Here is a 25,756-nt window from a genome sequence, read left to right as displayed (position 1 = left end):
GCGGGTACGGTTCTGGTACGGTCCGGACGGACAGCGCTACAAGCGCGAGGAAGCCGGCAAGGTGACGCTGTACCTGGGCGGGGTGGAACTCGTCCTGCAAGGAGGACTGACCACCGCCAGGCGCGTCATCGGCGGCATCGTGCAGCAGACGGTCGTGTCTGGCGCGGTGCAGGCGACGCGGTACCTGTTTCATGACCAGTTGGGCAGCGTGGTGCGCATCGCCGATGCCAATGGGGCACTGGCCGAGGGACTGGACTTCACCGCCTTCGGCGAGCGCCGCAGCTACAGCGACCCTAGTGCCGCCGGCAGCCCCTCACCCACGACGACGCGCGGCTTCACCGGGCACGAGATGGTGGACGGCACCGGCATCATCCACATGAACGGTCGCAACTACGACGCGGCACTGGGCCTGGGAAGGCAGGTGTGCGTGCGGTCGGCAGGTACATGCTGGAGTACTACACCAAAGACGGGCCATTTCGTTCCCAAGTCGGAAGAATCGTCGCCCTGACTGAGCATCCCGCCTGCTGCGACGATGGTGGCCCGACCCGCGACACGATACCTGGCCTAGTCGAATGCATTCGATGTCATTGTTTTTGCTAGAATTGTCCTGAATCCGAGGGTTTTTCAAAATTTCAGGACAATTTTATGAAATTCAATAAGATACCTGATGATGGGCTCAGGCTGGCCGCGAACATGGAGACACGCTACGACGCGTGGCTGCAGGCTCAGCGCAAGATCGCTGCTGGCCGCCTGCAATGGAAAACCTCCGGCGACAAGGAATACCTGTACCGGATCATCGACAGCCGTGGCAACGGGACTTCACTCGGCCCCCGCAGCCAGGCCACGGAAGCGTTGATGGAAGCGTATCGAGTGGCCAGGCTCACCGCCGAGCAGACCTGGGACACACTGGAGCGCGAGGGGCGGATGTACCGCGCCTTGAGACTGCCGAGAATCGCCTCCTACGGCGCGGAGGTTCTGAGGGAGCTCGATGTCAGCGGCCTGCTCGGAGAGTCCGTGCTGGTAGTGGGCACGAACGCATTGTGCGCCTACGTGCTGGAAGCCGGTCGATTCCTCGGATCCGAACTTGATGCCACCGAAGACTTCGATCTGACGTGGGTGCGCGATATGCGTGACAATCCGGCGCAGTCTCCCCTTGATCAACCCTCCGTCTTCGGTGTCCTGAAACAGGTCGACAGCACCTACACCGTGAACGCCGAGCGCCCATTCCAGGCTCGCAATTCCCAAGGAAACGAAGTTGAGCTGTTGATCGCCGAGTCCCTGACCGGCCTGCCCGCGTACGAGAAGCTTCGGCCCATTCCGCTGCCGGAACAGAACTGGCTTCTTCCCGGGCAACGCATCAGCCATATCACTTGCGGGATGGACGGCACGCCGGCGCGTGTCGTGGCGCCCGACCCGCGTTGGTTTGCCCTCCACAAGCTCTGGCTTTCCGAGAAAGAGACACGCAACGCACTGAAGAAGGACAAGGATCGCGCGCAGGGCGAGACGATCCTGCAACTGGTGCACGAGCACATGCCTCATTTCCCCATGGACCGCAGGTTCGAGGAGAGTCTGCCTATCGAACTCCGGACTTACTTCGAGGCCTGGAAGCAAGGCACGGACCGGGCCCCTTCCGCCGCGCCATGACGGCAACGATGGAACATCGCCCGCAAGGACACCGGCCCAGGATGTTTGGATGGCATTGAAGTGAGCCACCTGGATGGTCGCGTCCACGATTCGGCGTTGGCCGGGTTCCCGCAGTCCGGACTGCTCATGCACCCGCGTCTGCGCATTCAATCTTCGGTCCGTTAGCAGGGCCTCTGCTAGATTCATGACCCTTCGTGAGTCCAGGTAAAAGGCCCATGACCCGCATCGCCGTCGTCTCCGATATCCACGGCAATCTCGCTGCGCTGGAAGCGGTGGCGGCGGACGTCCGCTCGCGGGGCGTGACCCGGGTGGTCAATCTCGGCGACAACCTGTCCGGGCCGTTGCTGCCGCGCGAGACGGCGCGATTCCTGATGGCGTCGGGATGGCTGTCGCTGGCCGGCAACCACGAGCGGCAGATCCTGGCATCGCTGCGGGACGGGCGCGGCGGTGAATCCGATCGTTATGCGGCGGCGCAACTGGGCACGGCGGAGCTGGATTGGTTGCGCTCGCTGGCGCCCTGCGTGCGCGTGGACGATGAATTGCTGCTCTGCCACGGCACGCCGCGCAGCGATTGCGAGCATCTGCTGGAAACGGTGGTCGGACCAGGGACGCGGATGGCATCCAGCGGCGAGATCGCGGAGCGGCTGGCGGGAGAGCGCGCTCCGGTCATCGCGTGCGGACATACCCATGTGCCGCGCGTGGCGCGTACGTCGGCGGGGCAACTGCTGTTCAATCCGGGAAGCGTGGGCCTGCAGGCCTATCGCGACGATCATCCGGTGCCCTACGTGGTCGAGAACGGCTCGCCGGATGCGCGCTACGCGATCCTGGAGAAGAACGCGCGCGGCTGGCAGGTGGAGCACATCGCCTTGCCCTATGACCATCTCGCGATGGCCCGACTGGCGCGCGAACGCGGGCGCCCGGAGTGGGCGCAGGCGCTGCTGAGCGGCCACGTCGCAGCGTGATGCGCATCCCGCCGGCGTCAGCGCTCAGGGCCGGATGCGCGAAAGGCGGCTGATGCCGATGCCTGCGGCTCCTTGCAGGGTGGACAGGGCGAGATCGCGCAGCCGTGGGGTGCGCGAGGCCACGCCGTCGCGCGGGATCTCCACCGCGTACTCGCGGGCATGCGCGTCCATCGCGGTGGCAAGGATGCAGGCGTCCGCGGCGATGCCGGTGAGCACCAGCCGGCGCACGCCCAGCTTCGCCAGCAGCAGCGGCAGCGGCGTGCACAGGAACGCCGAATGCTTGGGCTTGAGGATGTAGTAGTCGCCGGGCTGCGGCCGCAGGCGCTCGGCGATCTCGGCGCCCGGGGCGTCGGGATGCGCGCAGACGGCGACCAGTTCCTTGAAGTCGGCCTGCCAGTGCATGAAATTGTCGTTGACGTAGATGACCGGCGAACCCGCCCGGTGGAAGCGCTGCTTCAGCGCCTGCAGGCGGCGCGCCAGCGGACAGGCCTGGCGCGCCAGCACCGGCCCGCCCGGGAAATCGAACAGGTTGATCATGTCGATGATCAGCAGCGCGCTGGCTTGTGGTGGAGCAGGGGGGCGGGAACCCAAGCGATGTCTCCCGTGGCGTCTGCCGGGCAGCATCCGACGGTGCCCGCGTTCGCCATGTGAAAGCGCGGGCTTTTCACCCGTCCATGATGATCGTCGTCCTAGCGTGGAGACGGGTCGGGCAGGAGCGGACAGCATGCATCGCAGCCGTTTGGCGCAGTGGGTCATCGATTGCCGGCAGGCGAATGCGGATCCGGTCGAACTGGACCTGGCCGCCCGTTTCTGGGCCGCCGCGATGGGCCGGGACTGGCGCCGCCTGCCGGATCCGGCCGACGCGCACTATCGCCAGCTGGACATGCCTGACGGCCAGCCCGGCATCCTGTTGCAGGCGGTCAGGCATCCCAGCCGCGCGCACCTGGACATCGAGTCGACCGACGTGGAGGCGGAAGTCCGGCGGCTCGAGTCGCTGGGCGCGCGGCGGGTGGCGCAGGTACGCAACTGGTGGGTGATGCAGGCGCCGACCGGGCATCGCTTCTGCGTGCTGCGGCCGCAACGCGACGACCTGCTTCAGGAGGGCCATGCATGGCCGTGAACCGGCGCCGCACGCTGGCCGTGGCGACTTTCAACGTCAACGGCATCCGCACCCGCCTGCCGCACCTGATCGCATGGCTGCGGCAGGAAGCGCCGGACGTGGCCTGCCTGCAGGAGTTGAAGGCCGTGGACGAGGGATTCCCGCGCGCGGAACTGGAAGCGGAGGGCTATCACGCGCGCTGGGTCGGGCAGCGTTCCTGGAACGGCGTGGCGGTGCTGACCCGCGGCGAGCCGGCGGAGGAAGTGCGCCGCAGCCTGCCCTGGGATCCCGGCGACAGCCATGCGCGCTACCTGGAAGTCGATGCGTTCGGCCTGCGCGTGGCCTGCCTGTACCTGCCCAACGGCAATCCGCAGCCGGGACCGAAGTTCGACTACAAGCTCAAGTGGTTCGATCGCCTGATCCGGCATGCGCGCAAGCTGCATGCGCTGGAGCAGCCGGTGGTGATGGCCGGCGACTACAACGTGGTGCCGACCGACGAGGACATCTACAACCCGCGCTCCTGGCGCAAGGACGCGCTGCTGCAGCCGGAAAGCCGCGAGCGCTACGCGAAACTGCTGGAGGCCGGCTGGGTCGATGCGATCCGCGAACGCCATCCCGACGACCGCGTCTACACCTTCTGGGATTACTTCCGCCAGCACTGGGAACGCGATGCCGGCCTGCGCATCGATCACCTGCTGCTGAATCCAGCGGCGGCCGCGCGCCTGAAAGCGGCCGGCGTGGATCGCTGGGTGCGCGCGTTGCCCAAGCCCAGCGATCATGCCCCCGCCTGGATCACCCTGGCGGGCGCGACCCGCCCGGCGCGCCGCAGGCGCGGCGCGTGACGCTCAGCCCTGGCGTGCGTTGAACCGGACCTGGCCGATTTCCGAACGCGGCGGCGCGCCGAACAGGCGCTTGTATTCGCGGCTGAACTGGGACGGGCTTTCGTAGCCGACCCGGTGCGCGGCGGCGACCGCGTCGATGCCGTCGGCCAGCATCAGCCGGCGCGCCTCGTGCAGGCGCAGCTGCTTCTGGAATTGCAGCGGAGACAGCGTCGTGACCGCCTTGAACTGGTGGTGCAGCGACGAAGTGCTCATGTGCACCGATTGCGCCAGCTCGTCGATGTTGAGCGGATGCAGGAAGCGCTGGCGCAGGTGCGCGACCGCGCGCGAGATGCGATGCGAGCGGGTGTCGGCGGCGGCGATTTCGCGCAGGCTGTGGCCCAGGTCGCCGACCAGCACGCGGTAGAAGATCTCGCGGATCGCCAGCGGCGCCAGCACCGGCAGGTCCGCCGGCGTGTCCAGCAGGCGCATCAGCCGCAGCACCGCGTCGAGCAACGGCGTGGTCACCTTGGCGGCGTACAGTCCGGGATCCAGGCGGTTGGAGGTCGGTTGCGGGCCCGCGTCCAGCATCAGCGAGGCGATCACCGCCGGATCGATGTCCAGGCGCAGGCTCAGGTAGGGCTTCTCCGGGGTGGCCTCGATGACCTGGCCGATCATCGGCAGGGTCACCGACACCACCAGGTAGTTGAGCGGGTCGTAGCGATAGGTCTGTCCGGCCAGGGTCGACTCCTTGCTACCCTGGGCGACGATGCACAGGCGCGGTTCGTAGACCGTGGGGATGCAGGGCGTCGGCGAGTCCCGCCGCATCAGGTGCAGCTGCGGGATGGCGGTGGCGTGGCTGCCGTCGGAGGTTGCCAATTGGGCAATCCGATCCGCCAGTTCGGCCTTCGCCGCGCAGGTCGTGCGCTGGGCGAGGGTGTCCGCGGAAGTGTTGGCGCTCATGGCGATGGAGGGGGGCGGGGGTAGGGCGATTATTCGGAAGCGCGGCCGCCCATGCAAAGGCCGCGGCGCGGGTTTGCAGAAATAGGCAAGCATTGGGCAGCAATGTACTAACGAATACACCCGTGAGCCGACTAACGTAAAGGTCCCCCACCGGATGAGGCGTCCGCGCGCCTCGCGACGCGGGGTGGCGCCCGCCCGCCAGCGGCGCCGCCCGCGTACCGGCTTCCCCCGCCGTTGGAAGCACGCCCCATGTGGATCGTCCAGTACGCGCTCAACCGTCGCTACACCATCGGGGTGCTCGCCATCCTGATCCTGCTGTTCGGCACCCTGTCGGCCCGGCGCATGCCGACCGACATCCTGCCCGAGGTCGGCATCCCCTCCATCAACCTGGTCTGGACCTACAACGGCCTGTCGGCCGCGGACATGGCCGCCAAGATCACCACCTTCTCCGAGGCGGCGATCCTGAACACGGTCGACGACCTGAAGGAAGTGCGCTCGGAAACCATCAACGGCGCCAGCATCATCCGCATCGACTTCCAGCCCAACGTCAGCCTGGATCGCGCGCTCGGACAGATCACCGCGGTATCGCAGACCATCCTGCGGCGCATGCCGCCGGGCACCTCGCCGCCGCTGGTGGTGCGCAACAACGTGTCGAGCACGCCGGTGCTGCAACTGGTGCTGTCGTCCGATTCGCTGACCGAGGCGCAGCTTTACGACTACGCGCGCCTGCAACTGCGCTCGCAGATCCAGACCATCCCCGGCATCCGCATGACCCTGCCCTACGGCGGCGCGGCGCGGCAGGTGATGGTGGATCTGAACCCGGCGGCGTTGCAGACCTATGGCCTGACGCCCTCGGACATCACCAGCGCGCTGGAGCGCGGCAGCCCGACCCTGCCGTCGGGTTCGATCCGCGAGGGCGCGCGCGAACTGCAGATCTCGCTGGATGCCAGTCCGGCCACCGTGCAGGAATTCCTCGACCTGCCGGTCGCTACCCGCAACGGCATCGTCCTGTACGTGCGCGACGTCGCCTCGGTGCGCGACGGCGGCGCCTTGCAGACCAACGTGGCGCGGATGGACGGTTCCAGCGCGGTGTCGGTGGCGCTGATCAAGCTGGGTGGCGCCTCGGCGGTGGAGATCGTGCGCGCGGTGCGCGAGCGGCTGCCGGAAATCGAGGCCTCGGCGCCGCCGGGCATGCGCATCGCGCCGATCTTCGATCAGTCGGTGTTCGTCGACAACGCCATCGGCTCCATCCAGCACGAGGCGGTGCTGGTCGGCCTGCTGGTGGCGCTGGTGGTGCTGGTGTTCATCGGATCCTGGCGCTCCAGCGTGATCGTGCTGTCGGCCATCCCGCTGGCGCTGCTGGCCAGCGTGGCGATGCTGGACCTGCTGGGCTACACCTTCAACGTGATGACCTTGGGCGGGCTGGCGCTGGCAATCGGCATCCTGGTCGACAACGCGGTGGTGGACGTGGAAAACACCAACCGCAACATCGCCCTGGGCAAGGACGTGCGCACGGCGATCCTGGACAGCGCCCGCGAGGTGGTGTTCCCCGAGTTCGTGTCCACCGTGTCCATCTGCATCGTGCTGACCCCGATCCTGCTGATGACCGGCCTGTCGGCGTGGGTGTTCACTCCGCTGGCGCTGGCGGTGATCTTCGCGATGATCGCCTCGTTCCTACTCTCGCGCACGTTGATTCCTGTGTTGTGCTACCTGCTGCTGCCGGCGGACATCCGCAGCCGGGAGAACCCGCGCTGGGCGCCGGAGAAGCTGCTGCTCGCCATCAACCACAAGGTCGAACACAGCCTGGATTCGCTGCGCGAGCGCCATCACGCGCTGCTGGTGCGGCTGGGCCATCACGGCGGCGTGCTGGCCATCGCCGCGCTGCTGGTGATCGCGATCGGCGTGGGCGCCGGCGCGCTGCTGGGACGCGAGTACTTCCCGCAGGTCGACGCCGGCCAGCTGCGCCTGCAGGTGCGCATGCCCTCGGGCACGCGGCTGGAACAGACCACCCAGCGCCTGACCGAGATCCAGCGCGAGATCCGCAGGATCATCCCGGCCGGGGAACTGCAGACCGTGTACGAACAGATCGGCGTGCCCGACGCGATCAACCTGTCGCTGGTGGACAGCGCGGTGGTGGGATCGTTCGAGGCCGAACTGATGCTGCAGTTGCGCTCGCCGCACGCGCCGACCCGCGACTACCTGGCGCAGATCCGCCAGCGCATGGCGGAGAAGTTTCCCGACGTGAAGGTGTTCGAGCGGCCGCCGGACGCCACCAGCCGCACCCTGGCCGGATCGGCCGCCGCCGCGTTCGAAGTGCGGCTGATCGGCCGCGACGTCGCCGGCAACCTGGCGCTGGCGCGCGAGGTGGAAAGCCGCCTGCGCCAGGAGCCCGGCGCGGTGGACGTGGCGCTGCGGCAGATCCTGGATCTGCCCGAGTACCGCGTGCACATCGATCGCACCCGCGCCGCCCAGCTGGGCCTGGACGCGCAGCAGGCCAGCCGCGCGGTGCTGTCGGTGCTGGGCACGTCCGGCACGGTCACGCCGGTGTACTGGACCGACACCGTCAACGCGATCGCCTACACCGTGCAGGTGCAGGCGCCGCCGGCCAGCCTGCCCGACGCCGAGACCCTGCTGAACATGCCGCTGCGCGTCGGCGGTGACGGGCAGGCGGTCCTGCTGCGCAACATCGCCACGGTCACTCCGCGCAACGTGCCGGCCAGCATCGCCCGCACCACGCTCGCCCCCACCGTCAGCGTGCTGGCGAACGTGCAGGGCACGGATCTGGGCTCGGTGTATTCGCGCCTGACCGCCATCACTGCCGATGTGCAGGCGCGGATGAAGCCGGGCAACCGCGTCGAGATCACCGGCCAGGCCGGCGAGATGCAGAGCGCCTACGGCGAACTGGCCGGCGGACTGCTGATGTCGGCGGTCTTGGTGTTCCTGGTGCTGGTGATCAACTTCCAGTCCTGGATCCAGCCGCTGGTGGCGATGTCCGGCCTGCCGATCGCGATTGCCGGCGCGGCGATCGGCCTGTTCGTCACCGGTACGCCGCTCAGCGTGCCGGCATTGATGGGCCTGATGATGGTGATCGGCGTGTCCACCGCCAACAGCGTGCTGGTCACCAGCTTCGCGCGCGGGCTGATCGCCGATGGCCACGATCCGGAACTGGCTGCCTACGAATCCGCCGCCGTGCGCCTGCGCCCGGTGCTGATGACCGCCAGCGCGATGGTCCTGGGCATCATCCCGATGGCGATCGGCCTGGGCGACGGCGGCGAACAGAACGCGCCGCTGGGCCGCGCGGTGATCGGCGGCCTGCTGTTCGGCACGCCGGCCACGCTGGTGCTGGTGCCCTCGATCCTGGCCGTACTGGGCCGCCGCCAGAAGCGCCGCGCCGAAGCCGCACGGGCGATCGACATTTCCGATGTTTCCTCCCCCACCGCCACCGGCGACGCCGCCGGCGCAGGAGTCTCCCCATGAACACCGTGTCCTTCACCCGCATCGCGCTGGCCGCCGCCGTACTGGCCGGCATCGCCACGCTCAGCGGCTGCGGCCGCAGTTCCGCCGCCACCCAGCCGGCCGGCGCCGTGCCCGAAGTGCTGACCACCCCGGCCAAGGCGGCGGATCCGCAATCGGAGCTGCGCCTGCCGGCACGCGCCGAAGCCGGCGAGTCGGCCAAGCTTTATGCGCGCGCCACCGGTTTCGTCAGCGAACGGCGCGTGGATCTGGGCGATCACGTCACCGCCGGCCAGGTGCTGGCGACGATCGCCACGCCGGAAGTCGATCAGGCGGTGCGCGAGGCCGCCGCGGATCTGGAACTGGCGCAGGCGAACCAGGCGCTGGCCAAGGCCAACTTCGATCGCGCCGACGTGCTGGTCGGATCCGGCGCCATCTCCAAGGAGCTGCACAGCGAACGCCTGGCCAGCCTGAGCGCCGCGCGCGCGGCCACCTCGGCCGCGCAGGCGCGCCTGTCGAGCGCGCGCGAGCGGCAGGGCTTCCAGGTGGTGCGCGCGCCGTTCGACGGCGTGGTGGTGGCGCGCAACGTCGAGCGCGGCGACCGCGTGGTCGGCGATTCGGCCTCGGCGACGTTGCCGATGTTCGAGGTCAACGCGCTGGATCCGCTGCGCATCGTGGTGGACGTGCCGCAGAACGCGGCCCTGCAGGTGCGCCCGGGCATGCCCGGGCAGATGCATTTCCTGGAGCTGGCCGATCAGGATTTCGACGTCGAGGTGGTGCGCAGCGCGCAGAACATTTCCAGCAGCGTCGGCGCGATGCGCATCGAACTGCGCCTGCCCAACCCGGAGGGCCGGATTCCCGCCGGCATGCTGGGCGAAGTCGTCCTGAAGGTGCCGCGCGCGGTACCGGCGGTGCTGGTGCCGGTGTCGGCGGTGGCGCAGGACGCCAACGGCGCGCAGGTGGCGGTGGTCGGTGGCGACGCGCTGTTGCAGTTCCGCAAGGTGGTGCTGGGCCGCAACCTGGGCAACGAGGCCGAAGTGCTGTCGGGCCTGAAGCCCGGGGAACAGGTGGTGCTGGCGCCGAACGCGATGCTGGTGGCCGGGCAGAAGGTCGGCGCGAAGGTGAACGCGCCGGCGAAGAAGTAGCGTCCTCCTTTTCCCTGCTTTCCCGGTAGGAGCGGGAAGCAACTCCGGCGCTCACTTCATCGTCGGCATCACGAACTCGGCGCCGCGCGCGCCCTCGGGCCAGCGGGCGGTGATCGTTTTCAGGCGGGTGTAGAAGCGCACGCCGTCGGGGCCGTGCACGTGCAGCGGGCCGAACAACGAGCGCTTCCAGCCGCCGAAGCTGTGGAAGGCCATCGGCACCGGGATCGGCACGTTGATGCCGACCATGCCGGCCTGCACCTGGTGGGCGAATTCGCGCGCCGCGCCGCCGTCGCGGGTGAACACCGCCGCGCCGTTGCCGTATTCGTGTTCGTTGACCAGGCGCAGCGCGGTTTCCAGATCCGGCACGCGCACCACGCACAGCACCGGGCCGAAGATCTCCTCGCGGTAGATGCGCATGTCCGGGGTGACGTGGTCGAACAGGCAGCCGCCCAGGAAGAAGCCGTCGGGCGAACCTTCCACGGTCAAGCCGCGCCCGTCCACCACCAGCGTGGCGCCTTCCGCGACGCCCACGTCGACGTAGCCACGCACCTTGTCGCGATGGGCGCCGGTCACCAGCGGGCCCATCTCGGTGTCGCGGCTGCCGGGACCGATCTTCAGGGCCGCCACCTGCGGCGCCAGTCTTTCGATCAGGGCATCGGCGGTGTGATCGCCCACGCACACCGCCACCGAGATCGCCATGCAGCGCTCGCCGGCCGAACCGTAGCCCGCCCCGAGCAGGGCGGCGGCCGCGCCGTCGAGGTCCGCGTCGGGCAGCACCACCATGTGGTTCTTGGCCCCGCCCAGCGCCTGCACGCGCTTGCCGTGGGCGCTGCCGCGCGCGTAGATGTACTCGGCGATGGGCGTGGATCCGACGAAGCTGATCGCCTGCACGCGTGGATCATCCAGCAGCGCGTCGACCGCTTCCTTGTCGCCGTGCACCACGTTGAACACGCCATCGGGCAGGCCGGCCTGGCGCAGCAGTTCGGCCAGCATCAGCGATGCGGACGGATCCCGCTCGGAGGGCTTGAGCACGAAGGTGTTGCCGCAGGCCAGCGCCACCGGGAACATCCACAGCGGCACCATCGCCGGGAAATTGAACGGGGTGATGCCCGCGACCACGCCCAGCGGCGCATGTTCGCTCCAGGAATCGACGTCGCGTCCCACGTTCATCGAATGCTCGCCCTTGAGCAGGTGCGGAATGCCGCAGGCGAACTCCACCACTTCCAGTCCGCGGGTGACTTCGCCGCGCGCATCCGACAGGACCTTGCCATGCTCGTAGGTGATGCGCAGGGCCAGTTCGTCGGCATGCCGTTCCACCAGTTCCTTGAAACGGAACAGGACCCGCGCGCGATTGAGCGGGGTGACCGCGCTCCACGCCGGGAACGCGGCCTGCGCGGTATGCACCGCGACGGCGACTTCGGCGGCCGAGGCCAGCGGGACATGCGCGGCCACCTGGCCGCTAGCGGGGTCGAAGACCTCGCCGTGACGGCCGCTGGTGCCGGCCACCGGGTGGCCGTTGATGAAGTGGTGCAGGATTTCGATCATGGGGTGGTCGCGTCCGGGTTCAGCCCAGCGCCTGTGCCGCCGGCACGTAGGGATAGCCCAGGTCCTCGGCCACCGCCTTGTAGGTGATCCTGCCGGCGTGCACGTTGAGGCCGTTGAGCAGATTGGGATCGTCGAGCAGGGCGCGGCGCGCGCCCTTGTTCGCCAGTTGCACGGCGAAGGGCAGGGTGGCGTTGGTGAGGGCGAAGGTGGAAGTGCGGGCGACGCCGCCGGGCATGTTGGCGACGCAGTAGTGGATGACGCCATCCACCTCGTAGGTCGGATCCTGGTGGGTGGTGGGATGACTGGTCTCGAAGCAGCCGCCCTGGTCGATGGCCACGTCCACCAGCACCGAACCGGCGCGCATCAGTTTCAGCTGCGCGCGCGAGACCAGCTTGGGCGCGGCGGCGCCGGGAATCAGCACCGCGCCGATCACCAGATCGGTGTAGGGCAGGCGTTCCTCGATGGCGTCATGGGTGGAATAGATGGTGGTCAGGCGGTCGCCGTACAGCTCGTCGACGTACTTCAGGCGGTCGATGGAGCGGTCGAGGATGGTCACGTGCGCGCCCAGTCCCATCGCCATGCGCGCGGCGTTGAGTCCGACCACGCCGCCGCCGATGACCAGCACTTCCGCCGGCTTCACTCCCGGCACGCCGCCGAGCAGGATGCCCGAGCCGCCCTGCGCCTTTTCCAGCGCGTGCGCGCCGGCCTGGATCGACATGCGCCCGGCCACCTCGCTCATCGGCGCCAGCAGCGGCAGGCCGCCGCGGTTGTCGGTGACGGTCTCGTAGGCGATGGCGGTGACGCCGGAGGCGACCAGCGCCTTGGTCTGTTCCGGATCCGGCGCCAGGTGCAGGTAGGTGTAGAGCACCTGGCCGGGACGCAGCATCGCGCACTCCACCGGCTGCGGCTCCTTGACCTTGATGATCATGTCGGCGCGGCCGAAGATCTCCTCGGCGCCGGCGACGATTTCCGCGCCGGCCTTGGCGTACTGCTCGTCGGTCAGGCCGATGGCCTTGCCGCCATCCTTCTGCACCATTACCTGGTGACCCTGGGCAATCAGCTCGCGCGCACCGGCCGGGGTGAGGCCGATGCGGTACTCATGGTTCTTTATTTCCTTGGGAACGCCGATCAGCATGTTTCTCTCCGTTGCGTGATGGTGGATGCGCGTGGGGAGCGCCGGGGCGTGCGGGGATGAGGGAGCGGATGGTCAGGCGGTGGTGCGGATGATATCGGCCAGGGTGGCGAAGATGCGATCGATGTGGTTGCGCTCGACGATCAGCGGCGGCGACAGGGCGATGACGTCGCCGGTGACCCGGGTCAGCAGGTTGCCCTCGTGGAAGGCGCGGTTGAACACGTCGTAGGCGCGGGCGCCGGGCGCGCCGGGGCGCGGCACCATCTCGATGGCGCCGATCAGGCCGAAGTTGCGGATGTCGGCCACGTTGGGCAGATCGCGCAGGCCATGGATGGCGTCCTCCCAGTAATCGCCCATTTCCAGCGAGCGCTGGAACAGGTTTTCCTCGGCATAGGTGTCCAGCGTGGCCAGCGCGGCGGCGCAGGCCAGCGGATGGCCGGAGTAGGTGTAGCCGTGGAACAGATCGATGGCGTTGTCCGGGCCGTGCGCGAAGGCGTCGTGGACCTTTTCGGAGACGAACACCGCGCCCATCGGCACGCAGCCATTGGTCAGGCCCTTGGCGGCGGTGATGATGTCCGGGGTGACGTCGAAGCGCTGCGCGCCGAAGGCGTGGCCGAGGCGGCCGAAACCGGTGATGACCTCGTCGAAGATCAGCAGGATGCCGTACTTGTCGCAGATTTCGCGGATGCGGCGCAGGTAGCCTTCCGGCGGGATGATCACGCCGGCCGAACCGGAAATCGGCTCGATGATCACCGCCGCGATGGTGGAGGCGTCGTGCAGGGCGACCATCCGCTCCAGATCCTCGGCCAGTTCGATGCCGAACGGCGGCAGTCCGCGCGAGAATGCATTGCGCTCCAGATCCAGGGTATGCCGCAGGTGATCCACGCCCGGCAGCAGGCTGCCGAACCATTTGCGGTTGTTGGGCAGGCCGCCGACCGAGATGCCGCCGAAGCCCACGCCGTGGTACGCCTTCTCGCGGCCGATCAGGCGGGTGCGCTGGCCCTCGCCGCGCGCGCGGTGGTAGGCCAGCGCGATCTTCAGCGCGGTGTCGACCGACTCGGAGCCGGAGTTGGTGTAGAAGACGTGGTTGAGATCGCCGGGGGTGAGTTCGGCGAGGCGCTCGGCCAGCACGAACGGCAGCGGCGAGCTCATCGAGAAATTGGGCGCGAAATCGAGCGTCTCGATCTGCTTCTTCACCGCCTCGACGATGCGCGGCCGCGCATGCCCGGCGTTGCAGCACCACAGGCCGGCGGTGGCGTCGAGGATTTCGCGGCCATCGACCGAGCGGTAGTGCATGCCGGAGGCGCTGGCGAGCAGGCGCGGCGCGGCCTTGAACTGCTTGTTGGCGGTGAACGGCATCCAGAACGCGTTCAGCGATTCCGGTGCCTGCAGGGCCTGGGCCTCGTAGAAATCCGCCAGTGCGCGGGAGGAGGAGGGGGCGTCGGCGCTCATGGCGGCTCCTGGCTGCGGGGGGAGGGCCGCAGCTTACCGCGTTGAATAAACTTTACAACTGCCGCCTGACATGCGTGGTTGCAGGCTTTTGCTTTTCCGCTTTGGGGCCCCCTTTCAGGCCGGCGGGCGGCGTGGGTCAAACCCCGCAGGGGCGGCGCGCACGATGCGCGCCGTTTCCGGCAGGCACATGGATGTGCCTTCCGGAAATTCCCGCGCCGTCCGCGAACCCGGCGCCTGCGGCGCCGGGCGGCCGCCCGGGGGCGTGCTTTCTTTGGTTACTTTCTTTGCACGAGCAAAGAAGTGACCCGCGCTCCGCGCGGAAGCTTTTTGAAGGGAACGACCCGGTCACCTCCAAATTGACGCCCTCCTCACCGGGTGTAAAGTATCCGCAACATCCGCCACCGGCACGCCCACGGGAAATGGACATCGGCGCCCGCCTGCAACTGGTCCGCAAATCCAAGCACCTCAGCCAGCGCGAGCTGGCCAAGCGCGTGGGCGTCACCAACAGCACCATCTCGCTGATCGAGCAGAACAAGGTCAGCCCGTCGGTCAGTTCGCTGAAGAAGGTGCTGGACGGCATCCCGATTTCGCTGGCCGACTTCTTCACCCTGGACCTGGAAGCCGGCCTGCCCGATACGCCCTTCTATGGCGTGGACGACCTGCCGGACGTCGGCAGCAACGGCGTGCATTACTTCCTGGTCGGCCAGCACCGTCCGCAGCGGCAGATGTGCATCCTGCGCGAGGTGATGCCGGCGGGCACCGATACCGGCGAGACCATGCTTCGCCACGAAGGCGAGGAGGGCGGGGTGATCATCGCCGGCCAGGTGGAGGTCACCGTCGGCGACCAGGTGCGCGTGCTCGGTCCCGGCGAGGCCTACTATTTCGAGAGCCGGGTGCCGCACCGTTTCCGCAACGTGGGCGAGGGCGACGCGGTGATCGTCAGCGCCAACACTCCCGCCACGTTCTGATTCCATTGCCGCCTCGCGCGGGCGGCATCGCAATCCCCTTTCCCTGGAGCCGACGATGAACGCAACCCGCACCCGCGAAGACTGGCTGGCGATGGCCGGCGGCCTGTCCATCCGCAGCCAGGCCTTCATCGACGGGCGTTACGTCGACGCGGCCAGCGGCAGGACCTTCGACTGCGTCAGTCCCATCGACGGACGAGTCCTGGCGAAAGTCGCCGAGGGCGGCGGCGAGGACATCGACCGCGCGGTGGCGGCGGCGCGCCGCAGCTTCGAGGCCGGCGCATGGGCGAACGCGAAGCCGACCCATCGCAAGAAAGTGCTGTTGAAGTTCGCCCAGCTGATCGAGAAGAACGGCGACGAACTGGCGCTGCTGGAAGCGCTGGACATGGGCAAGCCGGTCACCGACGCGCGCCAGGTGGACGTGGCCGCGACCATCCGCTGCGTGAGCTGGACCGGCGAGGCGCTGGACAAGGTGTACGGTGAAATCGCCGCCACCGGCCCGGACGAACTGGGCCTGGTGACCCGCGAACCGCTGGGTGTGGTCGGCGCGATCGTGCCGTGGAATTTCCCGATGCTGATGGCGGCGTGGAAGTTCGCGCCGGCCTTGGCGACCGGCAACTCGATCGTGCTGAAGCCGTCGGAGAAATCCCCGCTGAGCGCGATCCGCTTGGCGGAACTGGCGATGGAGGCGGGCATTCCCGCCGGCGTGTTCAATGTCGTGCCCGGTTTCGGCAAGGAAGCCGGCGAACCGCTGGCGCTGCACATGGACGTGGACGGACTGGTGTTCACCGGTTCGACCGCAGTCGGCAAGCGCCTGCTGCAATGCGCGGGCCTGTCGAACATGAAACGCGCCTACATGGAGTGCGGCGGCAAGAGCCCGAACCTGGTGTTCGCCGACGCGCCGGATCTGGACAAGGCCGCCGAGGCCGCGGCCAGCGGCATCTTCTACAACCAGGGCGAAGTGTGCACGGCGGCCTCGCGCCTGCTGGTGGAGCGTTCCATCCAGGCCGAATTCGTCGCCCGCGTGGTCGAGGCGGGACGAAAGATGCAGCCGCGCCACCCGCTGGATCCCGGCGCGCCGATGGGCGCGATGGTCGACGAGACGCAGACCAAGCGGGTGCTCGGCTATATCGAGAAAGGCGTGGCCGAAGGCGCGAAGCTGGTGCTGGGCGGCGGCCGCGCCGAGGTGGTGGCCGGCGGCTGCTACATCGAGCCGACCGTGTTCGATGGCGTCGCCCACGAGCACACCATCTCGCGCGAGGAAATCTTCGGGCCGGTGCTGTCGGTGATCGGCTTCGACACCGAGGAGCAGGCGCTGCGCATGGCCAACGACACCGAATACGGCCTGGCCGCCGGCGTGTGGACCCGCGACATCGCCCGCGCGCACCGCGTCGCCCGCAAGCTGCGCGCCGGCAGCGTCTGGGTGAATTATTGGGATGGCGGCGACATGACCGCGCCGTTCGGCGGCTACAAGCAATCCGGCAACGGCCGCGACAAATCGCTGCATGCCTTCGACAAGTACACCGAGATCAAGGCGACCTGGATCAACCTGGCCGATTGAGGCGGTCCAGCGACCCGTTTCTGCAGGAGCGACGTGAGTCGCGATGCTTTTGCTCCATGACCTCGGAGCCCTTGCGGGCTGTCGCGACTGACGTCGCTCCTACCGGTTGGTCTCGTCGGGCGGGAAGGCCTGGTCGGTGCGCGGCGCATCGGGCAGCTGCCGATCCAGCGATTGCCGGTAGCGGATGCAGCCGCGCAGGAACTGCGGCCACTCGGGGACCTCCGGTTGCGGATCGCTTTTCTCCGGCAGCAGGCCCCACAGCGCCGGATGGTGCCAGCACAGATCGTGGCCGGTGCTGTCGCGGTGTTCGCGGATGCCGGCGCGCAGGCGGCGCACTTCGGCGATCAGAGCGTCGCGGGAAAGGGTGTCCAGATCTTCATCCATGGCGGAGCTCCTGCATGAAGGGAGAACGCGGGGGAGGATCGCATGAAAGCGGGGAGGGGGTGTGTGGAATGGCGCCAAGAGCAAATCCCCCGCCGCCTGCTTCGCAGTCGCCCGCCCCCTTTTGCAAAGGGGGCTATCGAAGCCTGCGTTCCTGTCAGCAAGCCCATCGTTGCCTCCTCCTTTGAAAAAGGGGAATTGGGGGGATTTGCTTTCCGCACCAGAAGCAAATCCCCCGTCACCCGCTTCGCGAGTGCCCGCCCCCTTTTTCAAAGGGAGCTATCAAAACCTTGCGTTCCCGTCAGGAAACCCGCCCTTACCTCCCCCTTTGCAAAAGGGGGCTATCGAAGCCTGCGTTCCCGTCAGGAGCCCATCGTTGCCTCCCCCTTTGAAAAAGGGGGATTGAGGGGGATTTGCTTTCCGCGCCAGAAGCCAATCCCGCGTCTCCCGCTTCGCGGGCGCCCTCCCCCTTTTGCAAAGGGGGCTATCGAAGCCTGCGTTCCTGTCAGGAAGCCCATCCTTACCTCCCCCTTTTGAAAAAGGGGGACCGAAGGGGATTTGCCTTTGCTGCTCCTCCGGATCTGCCAGAATCGGACTGGTCATCCCCTCCCTCGCGCCCATGACCGCATCCGCCGTCGCCGCTTCCGCCCTGCCGGGCAACTCGCCCCGCCGCGTCCTGTTCGCCAGCCTCATCGGCACCACCATCGAGTTCTTCGATTTCTATATATACGCCACGGCGGCGGTGCTGGTGTTCCCGAAATTGTTCTTTCCCGAAGGCGACGGCAACGCGGCCACGCTGCAGTCGCTGGCGACCTTCGCGCTGGCGTTCTTCGCCCGGCCGGTGGGCTCGGCGGTGTTCGGCCACTACGGCGACCGCATCGGCCGCAAGGCGACCCTGGTCGCCGCGCTGCTGACGATGGGCCTGTCGACCGTCGCCATCGGCCTGCTGCCGACCTACGCGGACATCGGCATCCTGGCGCCGCTGCTGCTAGCGCTGTGCCGTTTCGGCCAGGGCCTGGGGCTGGGCGGGGAATGGGGCGGCGCGGTGCTGCTGGCGACCGAGAACGCGCCGCCGGGCAGGCGCGCCTGGTACGGCATGTTCCCGCAGCTCGGCGCGCCGATCGGCTTCCTGTGTTCGACCGGCATCTTCCTGCTGCTGACCGAACTGCTGAGCGACGCGCAGTTCCTCGCCTGGGGCTGGCGCATCCCGTTCCTGGCCAGCGCCGCGCTGGTGATCGTCGGCCTGTGGGTGCGCCTGCGCATCACCGAGACGCCGGATTTCCAGAAGACCCTGGAGCGCGACGAACGCGTGCGCCTGCCGATGCTCACCGTGCTGAAGGAGCATCCGCGCGCACTGTTGGCCGGCACCTTCGCGGCCATGGCGACCTTCGTGCTGTTCTATCTGATGACGGTGTTCGCGTTGAGCTGGGGCACCTCGCGCCTGGGCTATTCGCGCGAACAGTTCCTGATCTTGCAGATGGCCGGCGTGCTGTTCTTCGCCGCGGGCATTCCGCTGGCGGCGCTGTACGCAGACCGGCGCGGACGGCGCCGCGCGATGATCGTCGCCAGCGTGGCCATCTTCGCGTTCGGCCTGTTGTTCGCGCCGCTGTTCTCCTCCGGCAGCGCCGCGGGCGTGCTGCTGTTCCTGGCGCTCGGCCTGGGCATCATGGGCCTGACCTACGGTCCCTGCGGGACCATCCTGGCCGAAATGTTTCCCACCGAGGTGCGCTACACCGGCGCCTCGCTGGCGTTCAACCTGGCCGGCATCTTCGGCGCGTCGCTGGCGCCCTACGTGGCGACCCAGCTGGCGCAGCAGTACGGGCTGGCGTACGTGGGCTACTACCTGTGCGGCGCGGCGGCGCTCACCCTGCTGGCGCTGTGGCTGATGCCGCGCCCGCGCTGAGGCGAACGCGGCCGCCTTCGCATCGCGGCGGGAAATTCAGCGGAACAGGCGCTTGAGCGTGCGGCCCAGCCAGCCACCTTCCTCGTGCTCGCGGGCGAACAGGTTGAGGTGGTGCTTGACCGCGTCGGCGTAGTCCTTGTCGTCGCTGCGGATGTGGTTGTACAGCCAGCGCGCGAGCATGGAACGCAGTTCGTCGCCGATGTCGTCGCCGGCCTCGAAGCGCATCCGGTACTCGCCCACGCGCTTGGCGAACAACTGGTGCACGCGCTTGTGCGCGGCCGAAAACGGATAACCGGCCTCTTCCATCAGTTCCTCCTCGAAGGCGAAGTGGGAGAGGGTGTAGTCGACCAGTTCCTCGATCACTTCGGCCACCGCGATCCGCTCCATCGAACGGTTGGCGATGTGCAGGCGGTTGATCATCTCGACGATGCGGCGATGCTGGGCGTCGATGACGTCCACGCCGGTGTTCAGGTCGTCCTGCCAGACGAGTAGGGCCATGGTTCTCGTTTCCGTTTTGCCGTTCTTCTCGGCGCTCCTTCACGAAGCTAAAACAGGGGAATGGTCATGGTCATTGATTGCGATCAATCTCCCTGGATTGGATTCGGGATGAAAGGGTTGCCATCGGTGAATTTAATGTACTATCGGTAAATAGGCGGAAAAACCAGAAACATCGCAAGACGACGAAATCCCCACAGACTCCTCCAACGTGCATCAATGGAGATACGTATGGGAAGCAGGAATGAGGTATTTCACGACGAGGTGGTGGACAAGATCGAAGGATGGCTGGTTCGCGTAACATCCCTCAGAACCATGGATATTCTGGATTTTCAGGAAGCTCGTGGAATCCGGGGTGGGATGCTGGAAATCGGGGTCTACCATGGAAAATATTTTTCGGTGCTCGCACGATCCGCCCAGCGGGGAAACGATCGGCTTGTAGGAATCGATACCTTTCAATGGAAATCGGAAAGGGATGTTGTTTCGGCCCTTTCCAGGTCGGAAGAGACCTCTGAAGCGGATATCGAGCTTCTGAAGTGTTTTTCGCACGAGTGCACCGCATCCGATCTGATTCGAAGGTTGGGAGGGCCTGCACGATTCATCAGTGTCGATGGTTCGCATGACGCTTCCGATGTCTTGTTTGATCTTGAACTCAGCGAGCAGGTGATGTCTCCGTCGGGTGTGATTGCGGTCGACGATTTCATAAATCCCGTAGCGATTGGCGTAAATGAGGGGGTCCATCTTTTTTTTGCGCGCCCTCGTCGAATCGTTCCGTTCGCGTACATTGATAACAAGCTGTTCCTGGCACATCGCTCGATGGTGGACTCGTACCGGCAGTTCATCGAACAGGCGATCGTGCGGGATGAGAGCGAACCTGCGTCGCAGACATTCCGGGACAGAAACGCGACGTCGCGCCACCTCGTGGAGCAGCGGCTTTGGGGGTTTTCCGTGATCATGTGCCCCTACTAGAAAAAAGGCGCAATGACTGAATAGCCGCGATCCCCAATCGGCAGAATGCCGAGTGTCCCAGGTGGACACGAAGCAGGTTTACCCGATGGCATCTTTCAGCTTGTACCAGGCCATCGCCGCCACCAGCATCGGCGTGCGCAGCAGGCGGCCGCCGGGGAAGGGGCGGTGCGGGATGCGGGCGAATGCGTCCAGGCGTTCGGCCTGGCCGCGGATGGCGTCGGCGATGACCTTGCCGGCCAGGCCGGTGGAGGCCACGCCATGGCCGCTGAAGCCCTGGGCGAAATAGACGTTGGGGGTCAGCCGGCCCCAATGCGGCGCGCGGTTGAGCGAGATGTCGACGTAGCCGCCCCAGACGTATTCGATGTCCACGCCGGCCAGTTGCGGGAACACCCGCCGCATCCGCCGCGCCATGGTGCCGCGCAGGTTGGGCGGGGGCAGGGTGGAGTAGCTGGCGCGGCCGCCGAACAGCAGGCGGTGATCCCGGCTCAGGCGGAAGTAGTCCAGCGCCCAGTTCACGTCGGCCACCGCCATGTCGTTGCGGATCAGCGCGCGGGCGCGTTCCTCGCCCAGCGGCACGGTGGCGCCGATGTAAGTGCCGACCGGCATGATCCGCGACTCCAGTTCCGGCGCGACGCCGCGCAGCCAGGCATTGCCGGCCAGCACGGCGAAATCGCAGCGGACCTGGCCGGCATCCGTGCGCAGGACCGGCGCGGCGCCACGTTCCAGCCGGGTGACCCGCGAATGCTCGAAGATCCGCACGCCCGCCGCCAGCGCGGCGCGGGCCAGGCCGAAGGCGTATTCCAGCGGATGCAGGTGTCCGCTGAGCGGATCGTAGATAGCCCCGAGGTAGCGATCGCTGGCCAGCTGCGCGCGCAATCGGTCGCGATCCCACCATTCCATCGGATAGTCGTAGTGCTCGGCCATGTGCGCCTGCCAGCGCTTCAGCGCCTGCTCCTGGCGCGGCTTGAGCGGCACGCTGGCATGGCCGTCGCGCCAGTCGCAGGCGATGTCGTGGCGCCGGATGCGGTCCCGCATCAGCGCCATGCCCTCGCGCGAGAAATCGAACAGCCTGCGCGCGTCGGCGCGGCCGACCAGCCGCTCCAGGGTGTCCTGTTCGCAGCCGTAGCCGACGATGGCCTGACCGCCGTTGCGTCCGGACGCGCCCCAGCCGATCCGTTCGGCCTCCAGCACGATGACCCGGTAGCCCGCTTCAGCCAGTTCCAGCGCCGCCGACAGTCCGGTGTAACCGGCGCCGAGGATGCACACGTCGGCCCGCAGTTCGCCTTCCAGGCGCGGCTGCGGCGGCAGTGGCACCGCGCTGGCGGCGTACCAGGAGGGCGGGTGGGCGGCGGTGTCGCGCCGGCTCATACCGACCGCAGGTACCAGTCGTATTCCAGGTCGGTGACCTGGGTGTGGAAGGCGCGCATTTCCTTGAGCTTCTGCTGGCCGTAGATGTGCCGGAACGAGGCGCCGAACCAGTCGGCGACGAAATCGCTGGCGAGGAAATCGTCGATGGTGTCGCGCCAGAACGGGGTGAGGTTCTCGGTCTGCTCGTAGGCATTGCCGACGATGGGCGGTCCGGGATCGAAGCCCTGCTCGATGCCGTGCAGCATGCCGGCCAGCACCGCGGCGGTGACCAGATAGACGTTGGCGTCGGCGCCGGCGATGCGGTGTTCGACCCGCGTGTTGGCCTCGCTGCCGTGCGGGATGCGCATGGCGACGGTGCGGTTGTTGTAGCCCCAGCAGGTGTTGAGCGGCACGAACGCGTTGAGCACGAAGCGCCGGTAACTGTTGGCGTTCGGCGCGAACAGCAGCAGGCAGTCGGCGGCGCTGCGCTGGAGGCCGCCGATGGCGTGGCGCAGCGCGTCGGCCGGTTGTCCGACCGGCGAGGCGAACACGTTGCGGCCATCGCGATCCAGCACGCTGACATGGATGTGCATGCCGCTGCCGGCCTGGTCGACCAGCGGCTTGGCCATGAAGCTGGCCAGGGTGCCCTGCTGCTGGGCGATCGCCTTGATCGCGCGCTTGAGGTAGATCGCGTCGTCGCAGGCCAGCAGGGCGTCGTCGCGATGCTTGAGGTTGATCTCGAACTGGCCGGGCGCGTATTCGGCCACCGCGGTGTCGGCGGGGATGCGCTGGGCGCGGCAGGCCGCGGCGACCGCGTCGGTGAAGCCGCGATAGTCGTTGAGGTCTTCCATGTAGTAGACCTGCGTGCTGCGGTTGCGCGCACCGGTGGCCGGATTGCGCGCGGCCATCGGCCGGCCGTCGGCGTCCGGGCGCTGGTCGAACAGGTAGAACTCCAGTTCCACCGCCACCACCGGCTTCAGCCCGCGCACGGCGTAGCGCGCCAGCACCCGCCGCAGCACTTCGCGCGGATTGGCCTCGAACAGGCCGCCGGCGGCGTCCTCCATCGCCAGCAGCAGCTGCGCCATCGGGCGCGGCGCCCACGGCACCGCGCGCAATGAACCCGGCACCGGCCGGCAGACGCGGTCCTCGTCGCCGATGTCGTAGCCCAGTCCGGTTTCCTCCACCGTGTTGCCGGTGATGTCGGTGGCGATCAGCGACATCGGCAGGCAGACCCCCTCGGCGTAAACCTTGTCCAGCGCCTCGCGGGTGATGCGCTTGCCGCGCAGCAGGCCGTTCATGTCGGGCAGCAGGAGGTCGATCAGCTCGCAACCGTCGAGGTCGCGCAGGGTGGCCGCGTCGTCCGCGGGAAGACCGGTGGCGGCGGACGATTCGGGGTGGGAAGGGAGGTTCATGGAGGCGCTCCGGAAGGCCGGAGGCAGCTTATCAGAGGAAAGGTGTTGTCAAGAATACTCAACGAGGCGAGGGTGGCGAGGTGCGTAAAACGCCCGAAACGGGTGCTGCTGCGCACCATTCCGGGGCGCGTAGGGGGCCGATTGCGCCTCGTGTTGTAAAAATAAAACGGCCGGGCTAAGGTGAGTCCAAGCCATCCCGAGCCCCCTGCATGACCAGCCAGCCGCTGGTCGGCCTGCCGACCGATCACAAGCAAATCGGCGCGCATCCCTTCCTCGCGGTCGGGGAGAAGTACATCCGCGCGGTGGTCGACGGCGCCGGCGCGATGCCGGTGCTGCTGCCCACCCTGGAGCCGGCGCTGCCGCTGCGCGACTTCCTGCGCGGAGTCGACGGCGTCCTCCTGACCGGCTCGGTCAGCAACATCGAACCGCATCACTACAGCGACGAATCCAGTTACGAGGGCAACCTGCTGGATCCGCGCCGCGACGCCACCAACCTGGCGCTGATCCCGCTGGCGCTGGACATGGGCGTGCCGCTGCTGGCGATCTGCCGCGGCTTCCAGGAGGTCAACGTGGCGCTGGGCGGCAGTCTGTACCAGAAGGTGCACGAGCAGCCCGGTTTCATGGATCACCGCGAACGCGCGGACGATCCGCTGGAGGTCCAGTACGGCCCCGCGCATGACATCGCGCTGGCGCCGGACGGCCTGCTGGCGCGCTGGGCCGGCACGCAGCGGGTGCGGGTCAATTCTCTGCACGGGCAGGGCGTGCGCCAGCTCGGGCGCGGCCTGATCGTCGAGGCCACCGCGCCGGACGGCCTGATCGAAGCCTTCCGTCATGACGGCCCGGGCTTCCTGCTCGGCGTGCAGTGGCATCCGGAGTGGCGGGTCACCGAAAACCCGTTCTACCTGTCGATCTTCCAGGCGTTCGGAGCCGCCTGCCGGGAGCGCGCCGAGCGGCGCGCGAGGGAACGCCCGCCGCCCCGCGCGGCGTGACGTTGTTGCGTCCATCCCGTCCCCGATTTCCGAATGTCTTCCCATGAGCCAGAAAAAGCACACCCGAAAACAGACCACGCCCCAGCAGGCCGAAGAAAGCGCGCTGCGGCGCTGGCTGAAGGAACGCCGCATCACCGAGGTCGAATGCCTGGTGCCGGACATCACCGGCAATGCGCGCGGCAAGATCATTCCCGCCGACAAGTTCTCGCACGACTACGGCACCCGCCTGCCGGAAGGCATCTTCGCCACCACCGTCACCGGCGACTATCCGGACGACTACTACGAACTGACCTCGCCGTCGGACTCGGACATGATGCTGCGCCCGGATCCGGACACGGTGCGGATGGTGCCGTGGGCCGCCGATCCGACCGCGCAGATCATCCACGACTGCTACACCAAGGCCGGCCAGCCGCACGAACTGGCCCCGCGCAACGTGCTGCGGCGGGTGCTGGCGGAATACGAGAAGGCCGGATTGCGCCCGGTGGTCGCGCCGGAACTGGAGTTCTTCCTGGTGCAGAAGAATACCGATCCGGATTTCCCGCTGCTGCCGCCGGCCGGCCGTTCCGGGCGGCCGGAGACCGCGCGCCAGTCGTATTCGATCGACGCGGTCAACGAATTCGATCCCATCCTCGACCTGATGTACGACTACTGCGAGGCGATGGAGCTGGACGTGGACACGCTGATCCACGAATCCGGCGCGGCCCAGCTGGAAGTCAATTTCACCCACGCCGGGGCGATGGCGCTGGCCGACCAGGTGTTCCTGTTCAAGCGCACCATGCGCGAGGCGGCCATGCGCCACGGCGTCTATGCCACCTTCCTGGCCAAGCCGATGGAGAACGAGCCGGGCAGCGCCATGCACATCCACCAGAGCGTGGTGGACGCGAAGAAGGGCCACAACGTGTTCACCGGCAAGGAGCCGGGCAAGTTCAGCCCGGTGTTCGGCCACTACCTGGCCGGCCTGCAGAAATACGTGCCGATGGCGATGGCGTTCTTCGCGCCCAACGTCAATTCCTATCGCCGGCTGATGTTCGGCGAGGTCTCGCCGAGCAACGTGCAGTGGGGCTATGACAACCGCACCTGCGGCCTGCGCGTGCCGATGGACACGCCGGAGAACATGCGGGTGGAAAGCCGCTTCGCCGGTTCCGACGCCAATCCCTACCTGGCGATGGCGGCGACCCTGGCCTGCGGCCTGCTGGGCATCCGCGAAAAGCTCAAGCCGACCGCGCCGACCGCCGGCAGCGCCAAGGAAATCGGCTACGACCTGCCGCGTTCGCTGGGCGAGGCGCTGGACGGGCTGGAGGCATGCAAGCCGTTGCAGGAGATGCTGGGGCCGCGGTTCGTGCGGGCCTATGTGTCGGTGAAGCGCAAGGAGTACGAGACCTTCTTCCGCGTGATCAGTTCGTGGGAGCGGGAATTCCTGTTGTTGAACGTCTGAGTGTTCATGGTGCGAATTCTTTGGGGCCATCGTGGGATGGATAGTCGGGCGCTGGCGCGCGTGGTGTCTTGCGGCTGCCCGCCGTG

21 protein-coding genes and 1 pseudogene are annotated in these 25,756 nt (G+C 67.6%); 13 read left to right on the top strand and 9 right to left on the bottom strand.

Annotation, left to right across the window (positions count from 1 at the left end; translation table 11 throughout):
• From ACTHN1_RS00895 to ACTHN1_RS00885, 3 genes and pseudogenes are all read left to right on the top strand, one after another.
• Positions 1 to 508: pseudogene (locus ACTHN1_RS00895) on the top strand (hypothetical protein); the annotation flags it as partial.
• A 137-nt stretch (positions 509 to 645) separates the two neighbouring features.
• Positions 646 to 1,644: a GSU2403 family nucleotidyltransferase fold protein gene (locus ACTHN1_RS00890; RefSeq protein WP_440469088.1), complete on the top strand. Its 999-nt coding sequence runs from the start codon at positions 646 to 648 to the stop codon at positions 1,642 to 1,644.
• Between the two features lie 215 nt (positions 1,645 to 1,859).
• Entirely contained in the window at positions 1,860 to 2,606 is a 747-nt protein-coding gene (locus tag ACTHN1_RS00885) for a metallophosphoesterase family protein (RefSeq protein WP_440469087.1), read from the top strand.
• A 24-nt stretch (positions 2,607 to 2,630) separates the two neighbouring features.
• Here the strand turns inward: ACTHN1_RS00885 and ACTHN1_RS00880 are convergent, their stop codons facing one another.
• A complete protein-coding gene (locus tag ACTHN1_RS00880) occupies positions 2,631 to 3,197 on the bottom strand; it encodes a cysteine hydrolase family protein (RefSeq protein WP_440469086.1) in 567 nt (188 codons plus the stop codon).
• Positions 3,198 to 3,330: 133 nt separating this feature from the next.
• On the opposite strand from ACTHN1_RS00880, the gene ACTHN1_RS00875 reads away from it, so the two are divergent.
• Both ACTHN1_RS00875 and xth read left to right on the top strand, forming a co-directional pair.
• Positions 3,331 to 3,726 carry a VOC family protein gene (locus ACTHN1_RS00875; protein WP_440469085.1) on the top strand — a complete coding sequence of 132 codons (396 nt, stop codon included), beginning with the start codon at positions 3,331 to 3,333 and terminating at the stop codon, positions 3,724 to 3,726.
• Positions 3,717 to 4,547, top strand: coding sequence for an exodeoxyribonuclease III (xth, locus tag ACTHN1_RS00870; RefSeq protein WP_440469084.1), 831 nt, complete (start codon positions 3,717 to 3,719; stop codon positions 4,545 to 4,547). Before ACTHN1_RS00875 ends, xth begins: the two co-directional genes overlap by 10 nt.
• A gap of 3 nt (positions 4,548 to 4,550) precedes the next feature.
• Here the strand turns inward: xth and ACTHN1_RS00865 are convergent, their stop codons facing one another.
• Entirely contained in the window at positions 4,551 to 5,486 is a 936-nt protein-coding gene (locus ACTHN1_RS00865) for an AraC family transcriptional regulator (protein WP_440469083.1), read from the bottom strand.
• 249 nt (positions 5,487 to 5,735) lie between these two features.
• Here ACTHN1_RS00865 and ACTHN1_RS00860 point away from each other — a divergent pair, with 249 nt between their 5' ends.
• On the top strand, positions 5,736 to 8,963 hold the full coding sequence (locus ACTHN1_RS00860; RefSeq protein ID WP_440469082.1) for an efflux RND transporter permease subunit: 3,228 nt from the start codon (positions 5,736 to 5,738) through the stop codon (positions 8,961 to 8,963).
• Complete coding sequence (locus ACTHN1_RS00855) at positions 8,960 to 10,084, top strand: efflux RND transporter periplasmic adaptor subunit (RefSeq protein WP_440469081.1); 1,125 nt, start codon at positions 8,960 to 8,962, stop codon at positions 10,082 to 10,084. Before ACTHN1_RS00860 ends, ACTHN1_RS00855 begins: the two co-directional genes overlap by 4 nt.
• A 51-nt stretch (positions 10,085 to 10,135) precedes the next feature.
• On the opposite strand, the gene ACTHN1_RS00850 is transcribed toward ACTHN1_RS00855, so the two are convergent.
• The 3 genes from ACTHN1_RS00850 to ACTHN1_RS00840 all read right to left on the bottom strand — a co-directional run bounded on the left by ACTHN1_RS00850 (position 10,136) and on the right by ACTHN1_RS00840 (position 14,213).
• Positions 10,136 to 11,629 (bottom strand): CoA-acylating methylmalonate-semialdehyde dehydrogenase, encoded by a 1,494-nt coding sequence (locus ACTHN1_RS00850; RefSeq protein WP_440469080.1) that lies wholly within the window; start codon positions 11,627 to 11,629, stop codon positions 10,136 to 10,138.
• A 19-nt stretch (positions 11,630 to 11,648) separates the two neighbouring features.
• Positions 11,649 to 12,764, bottom strand: coding sequence for an alanine dehydrogenase (gene ald, locus ACTHN1_RS00845; protein ID WP_440469079.1), 1,116 nt, complete (start codon positions 12,762 to 12,764; stop codon positions 11,649 to 11,651).
• 72 nt (positions 12,765 to 12,836) lie between these two features.
• Positions 12,837 to 14,213, bottom strand: coding sequence for an aspartate aminotransferase family protein (locus ACTHN1_RS00840; protein WP_440469078.1), 1,377 nt, complete (start codon positions 14,211 to 14,213; stop codon positions 12,837 to 12,839).
• Positions 14,214 to 14,632: 419 nt separating this feature from the next.
• Between ACTHN1_RS00840 and ACTHN1_RS00835 the strand changes: the two genes are divergently transcribed.
• Both ACTHN1_RS00835 and ACTHN1_RS00830 read left to right on the top strand, forming a co-directional pair.
• A complete protein-coding gene (locus ACTHN1_RS00835) occupies positions 14,633 to 15,181 on the top strand; it encodes a cupin domain-containing protein (protein ID WP_440469077.1) in 549 nt (182 codons plus the stop codon).
• 55 nt (positions 15,182 to 15,236) lie between these two features.
• Entirely contained in the window at positions 15,237 to 16,739 is a 1,503-nt protein-coding gene (locus tag ACTHN1_RS00830) for an aldehyde dehydrogenase (RefSeq protein WP_440469076.1), read from the top strand.
• A 99-nt stretch (positions 16,740 to 16,838) separates the two neighbouring features.
• On the opposite strand, the gene ACTHN1_RS00825 is transcribed toward ACTHN1_RS00830, so the two are convergent.
• The gene (locus tag ACTHN1_RS00825; protein ID WP_440469075.1) at positions 16,839 to 17,123 is read right to left on the bottom strand and encodes a hypothetical protein; all 285 of its coding nucleotides are present in this window, start codon (positions 17,121 to 17,123) and stop codon (positions 16,839 to 16,841) included.
• Positions 17,124 to 17,739: 616 nt separating this feature from the next.
• On the opposite strand from ACTHN1_RS00825, the gene ACTHN1_RS00820 reads away from it, so the two are divergent.
• A complete protein-coding gene (locus ACTHN1_RS00820) occupies positions 17,740 to 19,023 on the top strand; it encodes an MFS transporter (protein ID WP_440469074.1) in 1,284 nt (427 codons plus the stop codon).
• Between the two features lie 36 nt (positions 19,024 to 19,059).
• Here ACTHN1_RS00820 and ACTHN1_RS00815 read toward each other — a convergent pair whose 3' ends face one another.
• The gene (locus ACTHN1_RS00815) at positions 19,060 to 19,521 is read right to left on the bottom strand and encodes a bacteriohemerythrin (RefSeq protein ID WP_440469073.1); all 462 of its coding nucleotides are present in this window, start codon (positions 19,519 to 19,521) and stop codon (positions 19,060 to 19,062) included.
• A 264-nt stretch (positions 19,522 to 19,785) separates the two neighbouring features.
• Here ACTHN1_RS00815 and ACTHN1_RS00810 point away from each other — a divergent pair, with 264 nt between their 5' ends.
• Positions 19,786 to 20,487 carry a class I SAM-dependent methyltransferase gene (locus ACTHN1_RS00810; RefSeq protein WP_440469072.1) on the top strand — a complete coding sequence of 234 codons (702 nt, stop codon included), beginning with the start codon at positions 19,786 to 19,788 and terminating at the stop codon, positions 20,485 to 20,487.
• Positions 20,488 to 20,565: 78 nt separating this feature from the next.
• On the opposite strand, the gene ACTHN1_RS00805 is transcribed toward ACTHN1_RS00810, so the two are convergent.
• Positions 20,566 to 21,855 (bottom strand): NAD(P)/FAD-dependent oxidoreductase, encoded by a 1,290-nt coding sequence (locus tag ACTHN1_RS00805; RefSeq protein ID WP_440469071.1) that lies wholly within the window; start codon positions 21,853 to 21,855, stop codon positions 20,566 to 20,568.
• On the bottom strand, positions 21,852 to 23,246 hold the full coding sequence (locus ACTHN1_RS00800) for a glutamine synthetase family protein (protein ID WP_440469070.1): 1,395 nt from the start codon (positions 23,244 to 23,246) through the stop codon (positions 21,852 to 21,854). The genes ACTHN1_RS00805 and ACTHN1_RS00800 overlap by 4 nt, the downstream gene beginning before the upstream one ends.
• A 209-nt stretch (positions 23,247 to 23,455) precedes the next feature.
• Between ACTHN1_RS00800 and ACTHN1_RS00795 the strand changes: the two genes are divergently transcribed.
• Both ACTHN1_RS00795 and ACTHN1_RS00790 read left to right on the top strand, forming a co-directional pair.
• A complete protein-coding gene (locus ACTHN1_RS00795; protein WP_440469069.1) occupies positions 23,456 to 24,235 on the top strand; it encodes a gamma-glutamyl-gamma-aminobutyrate hydrolase family protein in 780 nt (259 codons plus the stop codon).
• A gap of 43 nt (positions 24,236 to 24,278) precedes the next feature.
• Entirely contained in the window at positions 24,279 to 25,670 is a 1,392-nt protein-coding gene (locus ACTHN1_RS00790) for a glutamine synthetase family protein (protein ID WP_440469068.1), read from the top strand.
• The last annotated feature ends 86 nt before the right edge of the window (positions 25,671 to 25,756 follow it).

Source organism: Pseudoxanthomonas sp., from assembly GCF_051953815.1.
Lineage (GTDB): Bacteria > Pseudomonadota > Gammaproteobacteria > Xanthomonadales > Xanthomonadaceae > Pseudoxanthomonas_A.
The sequence above is the reverse complement of the archived record's forward strand: the minus strand, read 5'-3'. Positions and strand labels throughout refer to the sequence as shown.

Excerpts from the sequence above, each read along its gene's own strand:
- ACTHN1_RS00890 (WP_440469088.1), top strand. The coding sequence starts at position 646 with ATGAAATTCAATAAGATACCTGATGATGGGCTCAGGCTGGCCGCGAAC.
- ACTHN1_RS00885 (WP_440469087.1), top strand. The coding sequence starts at position 1,860 with ATGACCCGCATCGCCGTCGTCTCCGATATCCACGGCAATCTCGCTGCG.
- ACTHN1_RS00875 (WP_440469085.1), top strand. The coding sequence starts at position 3,331 with ATGCATCGCAGCCGTTTGGCGCAGTGGGTCATCGATTGCCGGCAGGCG.
- xth (WP_440469084.1), top strand. The coding sequence starts at position 3,717 with ATGGCCGTGAACCGGCGCCGCACGCTGGCCGTGGCGACTTTCAACGTC.
- ACTHN1_RS00865 (WP_440469083.1), bottom strand. The coding sequence starts at position 5,486 with ATGAGCGCCAACACTTCCGCGGACACCCTCGCCCAGCGCACGACCTGC.
- ACTHN1_RS00860 (WP_440469082.1), top strand. The coding sequence starts at position 5,736 with ATGTGGATCGTCCAGTACGCGCTCAACCGTCGCTACACCATCGGGGTG.
- ACTHN1_RS00855 (WP_440469081.1), top strand. The coding sequence starts at position 8,960 with ATGAACACCGTGTCCTTCACCCGCATCGCGCTGGCCGCCGCCGTACTG.
- ACTHN1_RS00850 (WP_440469080.1), bottom strand. The coding sequence starts at position 11,629 with ATGATCGAAATCCTGCACCACTTCATCAACGGCCACCCGGTGGCCGGC.
- ald (WP_440469079.1), bottom strand. The coding sequence starts at position 12,764 with ATGCTGATCGGCGTTCCCAAGGAAATAAAGAACCATGAGTACCGCATC.
- ACTHN1_RS00840 (WP_440469078.1), bottom strand. The coding sequence starts at position 14,213 with ATGAGCGCCGACGCCCCCTCCTCCTCCCGCGCACTGGCGGATTTCTAC.
- ACTHN1_RS00835 (WP_440469077.1), top strand. The coding sequence starts at position 14,633 with ATGGACATCGGCGCCCGCCTGCAACTGGTCCGCAAATCCAAGCACCTC.
- ACTHN1_RS00830 (WP_440469076.1), top strand. The coding sequence starts at position 15,237 with ATGAACGCAACCCGCACCCGCGAAGACTGGCTGGCGATGGCCGGCGGC.
- ACTHN1_RS00825 (WP_440469075.1), bottom strand. The coding sequence starts at position 17,123 with ATGGATGAAGATCTGGACACCCTTTCCCGCGACGCTCTGATCGCCGAA.
- ACTHN1_RS00820 (WP_440469074.1), top strand. The coding sequence starts at position 17,740 with ATGACCGCATCCGCCGTCGCCGCTTCCGCCCTGCCGGGCAACTCGCCC.
- ACTHN1_RS00815 (WP_440469073.1), bottom strand. The coding sequence starts at position 19,521 with ATGGCCCTACTCGTCTGGCAGGACGACCTGAACACCGGCGTGGACGTC.
- ACTHN1_RS00805 (WP_440469071.1), bottom strand. The coding sequence starts at position 21,855 with ATGAGCCGGCGCGACACCGCCGCCCACCCGCCCTCCTGGTACGCCGCC.
- ACTHN1_RS00800 (WP_440469070.1), bottom strand. The coding sequence starts at position 23,246 with ATGAACCTCCCTTCCCACCCCGAATCGTCCGCCGCCACCGGTCTTCCC.
- ACTHN1_RS00795 (WP_440469069.1), top strand. The coding sequence starts at position 23,456 with ATGACCAGCCAGCCGCTGGTCGGCCTGCCGACCGATCACAAGCAAATC.
- ACTHN1_RS00790 (WP_440469068.1), top strand. The coding sequence starts at position 24,279 with ATGAGCCAGAAAAAGCACACCCGAAAACAGACCACGCCCCAGCAGGCC.